We start from the raw sequence: 12,461 nt of genomic DNA, 5'->3' as shown, positions 1-12,461 counted from the left end.
GTTACCTCCTTAAATTAATGCACGGGTGCCGGCTGCGGGGAAAAAACGCGCGCTTTGTCCAGCGTAATAAATGAAATCAGCGTAAAGCACAGGGCGATACCGCCGAGTACGATATAGCTGCTGGTAAAGCCCATACTCTGATACATATGGCCGATGCCGGTAGAAAGAAAAATAGAGCTAAAGCTTTTAGAGAACTGGAAGCCAATTAAGTAAACGGTGGCGGACAGCATTGGGTTGAAATTGGCGAAGATATATTTTAATGCCGCAACCAGCAGCACCGAGCTTTCAAAGCCGTGCAGCAGTTTAATCAGGCTAATGGACACCGGGCCAATAGCCCAGGCCGAACCGATAATGCGCAGGCTCATAATCATCCCGCAGTACAGCAGGGCATTTTTCGGGCCGATTTTATTTACGAACCATGGGGCAAAGAACATCACGACGGCATCCAGGAAAATCTGACCGGTGGTTAAATAGCCGAAGACCTCCGCGCCGCGCGCTTTGCTCTCAAAGAAGTGGCTGTAATAGATAGCGAACTGCTGGTCGTAGGTTTCATATACCGCGCCGACGCCAATCATATAGATGGCGAAGAACCAGAATTTCTTCATTTTCAGCAGCGATGCGGCGTCGCTCAAGGTGACCGGCGAGGCTTTCCCGCTCGGCATCGCGCCCTGTTTATCCGCGCTAATCTGCATTTTCCAGACAATCACCAGCAGGCAAACTCCCGCACAGCTGGCCAGCCAGAAAATCATATTCTGGTCGATCCCGTAGAGTTTACCTGCCGCAAAGGTGCCGATAGCCGCGCCAATACCGCCAAACATTCGGGCGCGACCAAACTCAAACCCGGACGCGCGGCTGACTTTATCAATATAGGCTTCGCAAATACCGCAGCCAGCGCCATAGGCCATACCAATATAGATACCGCCCGCCAGCGCTCCGAGAAAAACATTAATTTTTAATAATGGCGCAAAGACGTAAATCCAGTAGGGGGCAAATAAAGTGATAATGATTGCCAGCATCCACATAAGGTTTTTACGATAGACCAGTTTGTCGGAGATGAATCCGAATAGTGGCTGGACACAAACGGCAATAATCGCAGTAAAGGAATAAACCAGACCGACATCAGTGTAATTAATACCGATGGTTTCCGTTAACCACAATGATAAATAAGGATAGCAGCATCCCCAGCCAATAAAGAAGAACAGGAAGAACAGACAGCTTATATAGTAATTTTTATTTGATTCAATCATGGTAATCCTCGCTCCCGTTGAACAGGAATATGATCGTGTAGACGCGAGCAAAGTTACCTTTTTGCGCGGAGGGGAGTCATGAACGTTTCGCTATGGAGTAGTAAAAATCTGCTATCGGCTGAGAGGCGTGAGCCGCTTCACATTCGGGCAATAAAAAAGGCGGAGTTTTCATCCGCCTTTTATGTTCGACCCAATATCTTACGCCGGCTCTTTATCGCTATTGGCGGCGTCCGGCTGTTTCGGTACCAGCACGGTTGGTTTATTGTCGATGCGCGTTACCAGCAGCTGGTCAATTCGGTAGTTGTCGATATCCACCACCTCGAATTTATAGCCGGAGAATTTCACCGCATCGGTGCGTTTCGGGATCTTACGCAGCATAAACATCATAAAACCGCCGATGGTCTCGTAGTTGCCGGACTGCGGGAATTCGTCGATATCCAGCACGCGCATGACGTCGTCAATCGGTGTACCGCCATCAATCAGCCATGAGTTCTCATCGCGAGCGACAATTTGCTCCTCCAGTCCCTGACCGACCAGATCGCCCATCAGCGTGGTCATCACGTCGTTGAGGGTGATAATCCCTACTACCAGCGCATATTCGTTCATGATCACCGCGAAGTCTTCACCGGCGGTTTTAAAGCTTTCCAGCGCTTCAGAGAGCGTCAGCGTATCCGGGACAATCAACGTATTGCGAATCTGTACGCCGCCGGTCAGCACCAGGCTTTGGTTCGCCAGCACGCGATTAAGCAGATCTTTAGAGTCCACGTAGCCGATGATGTGGTCGATATCTTCGTTACAGACCAGGAATTTGGAGTGCGGATGTTCCGCCACCTTGTTCTTCAGGCTCTGCTCGTCTTCGTGCAGATCGAACCAGATGATATTTTCACGCGAGGTCATGGACGACGGAACGGTACGCGATTCCAGCTCGAAAACGTTCTCAATCAGCTCATGTTCCTGCTTACGCAGCACCCCGGCCAGCGCGCCGGCTTCTACCACGGCGTAGATGTCGTCGGAAGTAATATCGTCTTTACGCACCATCGGTATTTTGAACAGACGGAAGATGTTGTTAGCCATGCCGTTGAACAACCACACCAGCGGGCGGAAGACCAGCAGGCAGAAGCGCATCGGGTTGATGATACGCAAAGCAACGGCTTCTGGCGCAATCATACCGATGCGTTTCGGGGTCAGGTCAGCGAACAGAATGAACAGGCTGGTGACCAGGGTAAAGGAGATGATAAAGCTCAATTGCTCTGAAAGCTCAGCCGACATGTACTGGCTCAGCAGGCTGTGAAACGCCGGCGAGAATGCCGCATCACCGACGATACCACCAAGAATGGCGACGGCGTTGAGGCCGATCTGTACGACGGTAAAGAAAGTGCCCGGGTTTTCCTGCATTTTGAGAACGCGTTGGGCGTTCACGTTGCCGTCATCGGCCAGCAGTTTGAGTTTGATCTTACGTGAAGCTGCCAGCGAGATCTCCGATATCGAAAAAAACGCACTGACAGCGATCAGACAAAGAATAACTAAAATACTATTTAACATAGTTTATCCAGCCGTTGAGGCCAGATCCTCGGAAGGGAAGTTGATAACTCTATAGTGGAATACATAAAAAACCGGTCCGAAGGCTCTGGACCGGCTATAACACAGGGTAGTATAGCGTAAGCGACTGTAAAGCCGCCAGAGCGTTAATTATTCACCTCAGTGATAAACGGTATTATGCCTGCGGGGGCAGACAGACGCCAATGCCTCCGATACCGCAGTAGCCGTACGGGTTTTTGTGCAGGTACTGCTGATGATCGTCCTCAGCGTAGTAAAACGGCTTCGCCGTGGCAATTTCCGTGGTGATTGTGCGCGTGTCGTTGGCATCACGCATGGCGGCCTGGAAACGTGCCAGACTGGCCTTCGCCGCTTCATCCTGCTCTGGAGTCAGCGGATAGATGGCGGAGCGATACTGGGTGCCATGGTCATTACCCTGCTGCATGCCCTGGGCCGGATCGTGGTTCTCCCAGAAAACCTGCAGCAGTTGCGCGTAGCTGATGACCTGCGGATCGTACACAATGCGTACGGCTTCGGCGTGGCCGGTGTCACCGGTACAGACTTCACGGTAGGTCGGGTTCGGCGTATAGCCGCCGGTATAGCCCGCGGCGGTGCTGTAGACGCCAGGCAACTGCCAGAACAGACGCTCCACGCCCCAGAAACAGCCCATCGCGAACAGGGCAACTTCCATTCCGTCCGGGACATTGGTCATGGAGTGGCCATTGACAGCGTGGAGTGTTGCCACTGGCATAGGGGTGTTGCGTCCTGGCAGCGCATCCGCCTGGGCGACAAGATGCGTTTTATCAAATAGACTCACGGTTGGCCTCTCAAAACATAAGTCGTGGTTAAGGTTGTAACGAAGCGTGTCTTTTTACACAATAAACATGCCCGATACGTCTAGATTTAAACATAAGAATTATTTGGTTTAGCGTTTCTTTTTCAACCCTATGTCGTTGGGGTTTTATTAAGCCGTGGAACGGCGCTTTCGTTTCCTTCGGGGGGAAACAAGGATATTCAGGAGAAAACGTGCTACAAATCCGCCAGTTATGTATCACCAGCCTTTTGCTGGTCAGCGGGGTCGCTAGCGCCGCGAGCGTGCGTTTGCAGGTTGAGGGGTTATCCGGAGAGCTGGAAAAAAACGTCCGAGCTCAACTTTCTACGATCCAGAGCGACGAAGTGACGCCGGATCGCCGCTTTCGTGCGCGCGTCGATGATGCGATTCGCGAAGGGTTGAAGGCCCTGGGATACTACGAACCGACAATCGTTTTCGACCTCCGTCCGCCGCCGAAAAAAGGCCGGCAGGTGCTGATTGCCAAAGTCACGCCAGGTGAACCGGTACGTATTGGCGGCACGGAAGTCATCCTGCGAGGCGGGGCGCGCACCGACCGTGACTATCTGGATTTGTTAAAAAAGCGCCCGGCTATCGGCACCGTCCTGGATCATGGCGATTATGATAGCTTCAAGAGCTCGCTCACTCACGTTGCGCTGCGTAAGGGCTACTTTGACAGCGAATTCATCAAAAGCCAACTCGGGGTTTCTCTCGACCGTCATCAGGCCTTCTGGGATATCGACTACAACAGCGGCGAGCGCTACCGCTTTGGTCCGGTCACTTTTGAAGGCTCGCAAATTCGCGACGAATATCTGCAAAACCTGGTGCCGTTCAAGCAGGGCGACTACTACACCTCGCAGGATCTCGCCGAACTCAACCGCCGCCTGGCGGCAACCGGCTGGTTCAGCTCCGTCGTTGTGGCGCCGCAGTTTGAAAAGTCCCGCAAGACTAAAGTTCTGCCTTTGCAGGGCGTGGTCTCCCCGCGTAAAGAGAATACCGTGGAAACCGGTGTCGGCTACTCAACCGACGTCGGGCCGCGGGTCAAAGGAACGTGGAAAAAGCCGTGGATGAACTCCTACGGACATAGCCTGACTTCCAGCCTCAGCCTTTCCGCTCCTGAACAGCAGCTTGATTTCAGCTATAAGGTGCCGCTGTTAAAAAGTCCGCTGGAGCAATACTACCTGGTGCAGGGCGGCTTTAAACGTACGGACCTCAACGATACGAAGGCCGACTCAACGACCCTCGGGGTATCACGTTTTTGGGAGATGTCGAGCGGCTGGCAGCGCGCGCTTAACCTGCGCTGGAGCCTTGACCACTTTACCCAGGCCAACGTCACCAACACCACGATGCTTATCTATCCCGGGGTGTCGGTAAACCGTACCCGCTCCCGCGGTGGCCTGATGCCGACCTGGGGTGACTCCCAGCGCTATTCGGTGGACTACTCCAACACCATGTGGGGCTCGGATATTAACTTCATCGTCGCCCAGGCGCAGGATGTGTGGATCCGCACGCTCTACGACCGCCACCGTTTTGTGGTGCGCGGCAACCTCGGCTGGATTGAAGCCGATGACTTCAACAAAGTCCCGCCGGATCTGCGTTTCTTCGCCGGTGGCGACCGCAGTATTCGCGGCTATAAATACAAATCGATCTCGCCGAAGGATGACGATGGCAAACTGATTGGTGCCTCGAAGCTGGCGACAGGTTCGCTGGAGTATCAGTACAACGTCAGCGGAAAATGGTGGGGCGCAGTCTTCGTCGACAGCGGCGAAGCGGTGAGCGATATCCGCAAAAGCGATTTTAAAACCGGCGCCGGCGTCGGCGTGCGCTGGCAGTCGCCGGTTGGCCCGATCAAGCTGGATATTGCCGCGCCGGTCGGCGACAAAGACGAACACGGTTTACAGTTTTACATCGGTCTGGGGCCTGAATTATGAGTTTATGGAAGAAGATAAGCCTCGGGGTACTGATCTTTTTGGTTCTGCTGCTGGGGACGGTCGCGTTCCTGGTCGGCACGACCAGCGGCCTGCACCTGGTGCTGAAGGCGGCGGACCGCTGGGTCCCCGGTCTGGAAATCGGCAAGGTGACCGGCGGCTGGCGTGACCTGACGCTGCAAAACGTCCGTTTTGCGCAGCCGGGCGTCGCGGTCACGGCCGGTCAGTTCCATCTGGCGGTCAAATTACAGTGCCTGTGGGACAGCAGCCTGTGCGTGAACGATATTTCGCTGCGCGATATCTACGTGGCGATCGACACCAGCAAGATGCCGCCTTCTGCGCCGGTAGAAGAGGAGGAGACGGGGCCGCTGAATCTTTCGACGCCGTATCCTGTGACGCTGAGCCGCATCGCGCTGCAAAACGTGAACGTCAAAATTGATAATACCGCCGTTTCGGTGCGGGACTTTTCCACCGGCCTGAACTGGCAGGAGAAGAATCTGACCCTGACGCCAACCTCGCTGCAGGGGCTGCTTATCGCCTTGCCGAAAGTGGCGAAAGTGGCGCAGGAGCAGGTGGTTGAACCGAAGATCGACAATCCGAAGCCGGAAGAAAAACCGCTCGGCGAGACGATGAAAGCGCTGTTCTCCCAGCCGGTGCTGCCGGAGATGACCGACGTTCATCTGCCGCTGAACCTGAATATCCAGTCGTTCCGCGGCGAGCAGCTGCGCGTCACCGGCGATACCGACATGACCGTCTACAGCATGCTGCTGAAAGTCAGCAGCATCGACGGACACATGAAGCTGGATACGCTGGATATCGATTCCGATCAGGGCAAGATCAATGCCGCGGGCACCGCGCAACTGCAGGATAACTGGCCGGTAGACATCACCCTCAACAGTACGCTGAACATCGATCCGCTGAAAGGCGAAAAGGTGAAGCTGACCGTCGGCGGCGAAATGCGTAAAACGCTGCAGATCGGCGTGGATTTAGCCGGTTCCGTGGCGATGACGCTGCGTGCCGACGCGCAGCTGGCGGAAGCCGGACTGCCGCTGAATATGGAACTGAAGAGTAAACAGCTGTACTGGCCGTTCAGCGGAGAAAAACAGTTCCAGGCCGACGATGTGCTGCTGAAATTTAATGGCAAGATGACCGACTACACCATGGCGTTCAGCACCGCGGTGAAGGGGCAATCGCTGCCGCCGGCGAAAATCACCCTCAATGCCAAAGGGAACGAACAGCAGGTGAACCTCGATAAGCTGACCGTTGCGGCGCTGGAGGGGAAAACCGAACTGAAAGCGCTGCTGGACTGGCAGCAGGCTATCAGCTGGCGCGGCGAGCTGACGCTCGACGGCATCAACACCGCCAAAGAGGTACCGGACTGGCCGTCGAAGCTGAACGGGATGATTAAAACGCAGGGCAGCCTGTACGGCGGGAGCTGGCAGATGTCGGTACCGGAGCTGAAAATCACCGGTAACGTTAAGCAGAACAAGGTCGATGTCAGCGGTTCACTGCAGGGTAACAGCTACATGCAGTGGAAAATCCCCGGTCTGCACCTGGCGTTGGGTAAGAACAGCGCCGAGGTGAAGGGAGAGCTGGGGGTGAAAGACCTCAACCTGGATGCCACCATCGATGCGCCCAATCTGGATAATGCGCTGCCGGGGCTGGGCGGCACGGCGAAGGGGCTGTTGAAGGTGCGCGGTACCGTTGATGCGCCGCAGCTGCTGGCGGATATCACCGCGCGTGCGCTGCGCTGGCAGGAGCTGACCGTTGCTCAGGTCAACGTCAAGGGCGACGTAAAGTCCAGCGACCAGATCGGCGGCAATCTTGATGTGCGCGTCGACCGGATCAGCCAGCCGGGGGTTAATATCAGCCTCGTGCAGCTGAATGCCAAAGGGAACGAAAAGCAACACGATCTGCAGCTGAAAGTGCAGGGCGATCCGGTTTCCGGGCAGCTGTCGCTGGCGGGGAGTTTCGATCGTAAAGAGGAACGCTGGAAAGGGACGCTGAGCAATACCCGCTTCCAGACGCCGGTAGGGCCGGTTTCCCTGACGCGCAACATCGCGCTGGATTACCGTAATCGCGAACAAAAAATCAGTATCGGGCCGCACTGCTGGGCTAACCCGAACGCCGAGCTGTGCGTGCCGCAGACCATCGACGCCGGTGCCAGCGGACGGGCGGTGGTGAATCTGAACCGCTTTGATCTGGCGATGTTGAAGCCGTTTATGCCGGAGGCGACCCAGGCCAGCGGCGTATTCAGCGGCAATGCGGATGTCAGCTGGGACACCACCAAAGAGGGGCTGCCGCAGGGCAAAGTGACGCTGAACGGTCGCAATGTCAAAGTCACCCAGATGGTCAACGATGCGCCGCTGCCGGTGGCCTTCGATACGTTGAACCTGACGGCCGAACTGCATAACAACCGTGCGCAGCTCGGCTGGCTGATTCGCCTGACCAACAACGGTCAGCTGGATGGCCAGGTGCAGATTACCGACCCGCAGGGGCGCCGTAACCTCGGCGGTAATGTGAATATCAATAACTTCTCGCTGGCGATGATTAACCCGATCTTCGCCCGCGGAGAGAAGGCGGAAGGGAAGCTCAATGCGAACCTGCGCCTCGGCGGCGATCTGCAAAACCCGCAGCTGTTTGGCCAGATGCAGTTGGGCGGTATCGACATCGACGGTAACTTTATGCCGTTTGATATGCAGCCGAGCCAGCTGGCGATGAACTTCAACGGCACCCGTTCAACGCTGCAGGGCACCGTGAATACCAAACAGGGCCAAATCAGTCTGAGCGGTAACGCCGACTGGACCCAGATTGACAACTGGCGTGCGCAGGTAGCGGCCAAAGGCAGCCGGGTTCGTATTACCGTGCCGCCGATGGTAAGGCTGGATGTTTCGCCGGATGTGGTCTTTACCGCCACCCCGAGTTTGTTTAGCCTTGATGGCAGCGTTGATGTTCCGTGGGCGCGTATCGTCGTCAACGATGTGCCGGAAAGTGCCGTTGGGGTCTCTTCTGATGAAGTGATGCTGGATAAAAATCTGCAGCCGATTCAGCAGCAGAGCGCCGGTATTCCCATCAACAGCAACCTGACGATTCACGTTGGTAACAACGTCCGTCTGAGCGCCTTCGGCCTGAAAGCGCGTCTGACCGGCGATTTGAAAGTGGCTCAGGATAAACAGGGGCTGGGACTGAACGGGCAGATTAATATCCCGGAAGGTCGCTTCCATGCCTACGGTCAGGACCTGATCGTACGTAAAGGCGAGCTGCTGTTCTCCGGTCCGCCGGATCAGCCGCTGTTGAATATCGAAGCCATTCGTAACCCGGATGCCACAGAAGACGACGTGATCGCTGGCGTTCGCGTCACTGGTTCGGCCGATCAGCCGAAAGCAGAGATTTTCTCTGACCCGGTCATGTCGCAGCAAGAAGCGCTTTCTTACCTGCTGAGAGGACAGGGTTTAAGCAGCGGACAGAGCGATAGTGCCGCAATGACTTCAATGCTTATTGGTATGGGGGTTGCACAAAGTGGTCAGGTTGTGGGTAAAATCGGCGAGACGTTTGGCGTAAGCAATCTGGCGCTGGATACCGAGGGAGTGGGCGACTCCTCCCAGGTGGTGGTCAGCGGCTATGTACTGCCAGGTCTGCAGGTAAAATATGGGGTAGGGATCTTTGATTCCCTGGCGACGTTGACGTTACGCTATCGCCTGATGCCTAAGCTATATATGGAAGCGGTGTCTGGCGTAGACCAGGCTCTCGATTTGCTCTATCAGTTTGAGTTTTAGCAATGCGAATATTTGTTTACGGCAGTTTACGACGCAAACAAGGCAACAGCCACTGGATGACCAACGCTCAGTGGCTGGGCGATCATAGTGTCAACGATTATCAGCTGTACAGCCTGGGCCACTATCCAGGCGCGGTGCCTGGCGAAGGCACAGTACATGGTGAAGTGTATCGTATTGACGCATCAACGCTGGCCGAACTGGACGCGCTGCGCACTAAGGGCGGTGAGTACGCACGTCACCTGATCCAGACGCCTTATGGCAGCGCATGGATGTATGTCTATCAGCGCCCCGTAGAGGGCTTTACGCTGATAGAGAACGGCAACTGGTTAGACAGAGACCAGTATTAACCACGACAACGCCACCTTCGGGTGGCGTTGTTTTTTTATGTCTGCCATTCACCTGGCACAGGACAATGGCAGACATAAAAAACCTTATTAACCGACCGGCGGAAAGGTCTATGGCACTGGCACCGTTTGTTCCCCGGTGGCGCTGCGCTTACCGGGGCTACGGGTAAGGGCGGTGTTTGGGTTGGTTGCCCGGAGTGATGCCCTGGAGGCTGTGGCAGGCTGCGGCACTGGCACCGTTTGTTCCCCGGTGGCGCTGCGCTTACCGGGGCTACGGGTAAGTGCGGTGTTTGGGGTTGGTTGCCCGGAGTGATGCCCTGGAGGCTGTGGCACTGGCACCGTTTGTTCCCCGGTGGCGCAGTGCTTGCCGGGGCTACGGGTAAGGGCCGGTGTTTGGGGTTGGTTGCCCGGAGTGGTGCCCTGGAGGCTGTGGCACTGGCACCGTTTGTTCCCCGGTGGCGCTGCGCTTACCGGGGCTACGGGTAAGGGCCGGTGTTTGGGTTGGTTGCCCGGAGTGATGCCCTGGAGGCTGTGGCACTGGCACCGTTTATTCCCCGGTGGCGCTGCGCTTAGCGGGGCTACGGGTAAGGGCGGTGTTTGGGTTGGTTGCCCGGAGTAATGCCCTGGAGGCTGTGGCAGGCTGTGGCAGGCTGCGGCACTGGCACCGTTTGTTCCCCGGTGGCGCTGCGCTTACCGGGGCTACGGGTAAGTGCGGTGTTTGGGGGGGTTGCCCGGAGTGATGTCTGCGAGTATTTGTAGCCCGGGTAAGGCGTGAGCCGCCACCCGGGAAATGGCTCGCGTCAGAAACAAAAACACCGCCCTGAGGCGGTGTTTTCGACAATCTGAGTGCGGCAGAATTACTTCTTAGCGCGCTCGAAGGAAGCAATGATTTCAGCTTTAGCCGCTTCAGCATTGTCCCAGCCGTCAACTTTCACCCATTTGCCTTTTTCCAGGTCTTTGTAGTGCTCGAAGAAGTGGGTGATCTGTGCTTTCAGCAGTTCCGGCAGGTCGTTCACATCTTTGATGTGATCGTACTCTTTGCTCAGCTTGGTGTGCGGTACAGCAACCAGTTTCGCATCTTCACCAGATTCGTCGGTCATCTTCAGTACGCCAACCGGACGGCAGCGGATCACAGAGCCTGGCTCCAGCGGGTACGGCGTCGGGACCAGTACGTCAACCGGGTCGCCGTCCAGAGACAGGGTGTGGTTGATATAGCCGTAGTTGCACGGATAGAACATCGCAGTGGACATGAAGCGATCAACGAACAGCGCGCCGCTCTCTTTGTCGACTTCGTATTTGATTGGGTCTGCGTTAGCCGGGATCTCGATCACGACGTAGATGTCTTCCGGCAGATCTTTACCCGCAGGTACGTTGAGTAAGCTCATGTCTGTTTCCTTTAAAATGTATGGCAAACAAGTGCCTGGTATTATAGCCAACTCACATCGAATGTCTTGGCTTCTTTTTATTTTGCCCGCCGGTAATCAGTCTGAATTTCCCCCTGAAAAACAACCTGAAAATCCATAAACATAGCCGCATCCTGAATAAAACAATGTAACCGTTTACATTGCATCTGTTTGATTTCTCAACGTGCGCAAAATTTCACCTCATGCGTCGGCAGATGCGAGCTGCGGGAAGCCTTATCCGCTCTCAGCTGGATTAAATCACGGGAATTAACATTTAATTTACTTTTTCGAAGTGTGATGTAACGCATTCAGTTACATCACGAGTTGTCTATAGTTTGTCCGCAGATGACGGTTTAACCCAAAGTAACCCGATGAGGACCTTTTTATGTGGAAGCGCTTACTTCTTGTCACAGCAGTTTCCGCAGCTATGTCGTCTATGGCAATGGCTGCCCCTCTGACCGTAGGATTTTCGCAGGTCGGATCTGAATCCGGCTGGCGTGCGGCCGAAACCAACGTTGCGAAAGAGGAGGCCGCCAAACGCGGAATCACTCTGAAGATTGCCGACGGCCAGCAAAAACAGGAAAACCAGATTAAAGCCGTTCGCTCCTTTATCGCCCAGGGCGTTGACGCCATCTTTATCGCGCCAGTCGTGGCGACCGGCTGGGAACCGGTGTTGAAAGAGGCCAAAGAGGCCAAAATTCCGGTATTCCTGCTCGACCGCTCGATTGATGTCAAAGACAAAGATCTCTACATGACCACCGTCACCGCCAATAACGTGCTTGAAGGTCAGCTGATTGGTGACTGGCTGGTGAAAACGGTCGACGGCAAGCCGTGTAACGTGGTTGAGCTGCAGGGCACCGTTGGTGCCAGCGTAGCGATCGATCGTAAGAAAGGGTTTGCTGACGTTATCGCCAAAACGCCAAACATCAAAATCATTCGCTCTCAGTCCGGCGACTTTACCCGCAGCAAAGGCAAAGAGGTGATGGAGAGCTTTATTAAAGCGGAAAATAACGGCAAGAACATCTGCATGGTCTTTGCCCATAACGATGACATGGTTATTGGCGCGATTCAGGCCATTAAAGAAGCCGGGCTGAAACCGGGTAAAGATATCCTCACCGGCTCAATTGACGGCGTCCCGGATATTTATAAAGCGATGATGGCGGGGGAAGCGAACGCCAGCGTCGAGCTGACGCCAAATATGGCCGGCCCCGCATTTGATGCGCTGGAGAAATATAAAAAGGACGGCACGCTGCCAGAGAAGCTGACCATCACCAAATCGACGCTTTATCTGCCGGATACGGCGAAAGAAGAGCTCGAGAAGAAGAAAAACATGGGCTACTGAGTCCGTCGGGAGAAGCAATAACCAGGCGATGTGCCGCATCGCCTGAATGGCTCCCC

8 protein-coding genes are annotated in these 12,461 nt (G+C 55.2%); 4 read left to right on the top strand and 4 right to left on the bottom strand.

From position 1 onward, the window contains the following. Nucleotides 1-14: 14 nt before the first annotated feature. From DSD31_RS23310 to msrA, 3 genes are all read right to left on the bottom strand, one after another. On the bottom strand, nt 15-1,247 hold the full coding sequence (locus tag DSD31_RS23310) for an oligosaccharide MFS transporter (protein WP_015585310.1): 1,233 nt from the start codon (nt 1,245-1,247) through the stop codon (nt 15-17). A 198-nt stretch (nt 1,248-1,445) separates the two neighbouring features. Further along, nucleotides 1,446-2,789 carry a polyamine export protein PaeA gene (gene paeA, locus DSD31_RS23305; protein WP_004857167.1) on the bottom strand — a complete coding sequence of 448 codons (1,344 nt, stop codon included), beginning with the start codon at nt 2,787-2,789 and terminating at the stop codon, nt 1,446-1,448. A 172-nt stretch (nt 2,790-2,961) separates the two neighbouring features. Further along, nucleotides 2,962-3,600 carry a peptide-methionine (S)-S-oxide reductase MsrA gene (msrA, locus tag DSD31_RS23300; RefSeq protein ID WP_004857168.1) on the bottom strand — a complete coding sequence of 213 codons (639 nt, stop codon included), beginning with the start codon at nt 3,598-3,600 and terminating at the stop codon, nt 2,962-2,964. Between the two features lie 209 nt (nt 3,601-3,809). Between msrA and tamA the strand changes: the two genes are divergently transcribed. Genes tamA through DSD31_RS23285 form a run of 3 tightly spaced genes read left to right on the top strand, consistent with a single transcriptional unit; the run spans nt 3,810 to nt 9,663 of the window. Continuing rightward, nucleotides 3,810-5,543, top strand: a complete 1,734-nt coding sequence (tamA, locus tag DSD31_RS23295) for an autotransporter assembly complex protein TamA (RefSeq protein ID WP_004857170.1) — start codon at nt 3,810-3,812, stop codon at nt 5,541-5,543. Next, nucleotides 5,540-9,316: an autotransporter assembly complex protein TamB gene (tamB, locus tag DSD31_RS23290; RefSeq protein ID WP_048023012.1), complete on the top strand. Its 3,777-nt coding sequence runs from the start codon at nt 5,540-5,542 to the stop codon at nt 9,314-9,316. The genes tamA and tamB overlap by 4 nt, the downstream gene beginning before the upstream one ends. 2 nt (nt 9,317-9,318) lie before the next feature. Further along, nucleotides 9,319-9,663 (top strand): gamma-glutamylcyclotransferase family protein, encoded by a 345-nt coding sequence (locus DSD31_RS23285; RefSeq protein ID WP_004857174.1) that lies wholly within the window; start codon nt 9,319-9,321, stop codon nt 9,661-9,663. A gap of 854 nt (nt 9,664-10,517) precedes the next feature. Here DSD31_RS23285 and ppa read toward each other — a convergent pair. Then, nucleotides 10,518-11,045 (bottom strand): inorganic diphosphatase, encoded by a 528-nt coding sequence (ppa, locus tag DSD31_RS23280; protein ID WP_004857176.1) that lies wholly within the window; start codon nt 11,043-11,045, stop codon nt 10,518-10,520. Nucleotides 11,046-11,448: 403 nt separating this feature from the next. Here ppa and ytfQ point away from each other — a divergent pair, with 403 nt between their 5' ends. Further along, on the top strand, nt 11,449-12,405 hold the full coding sequence (gene ytfQ, locus DSD31_RS23275) for a galactofuranose ABC transporter, galactofuranose-binding protein YtfQ (RefSeq protein ID WP_004857179.1): 957 nt from the start codon (nt 11,449-11,451) through the stop codon (nt 12,403-12,405). The last annotated feature ends 56 nt before the right edge of the window (nt 12,406-12,461 follow it).

This window comes from Klebsiella sp. X13 (assembly GCF_003323835.1).
Classification (GTDB): Bacteria; Pseudomonadota; Gammaproteobacteria; order Enterobacterales; family Enterobacteriaceae; genus Klebsiella; species Klebsiella ornithinolytica.
Note: the sequence above shows the minus strand (reverse complement) of the source record. Positions and strands in the feature narration are given on the sequence as shown.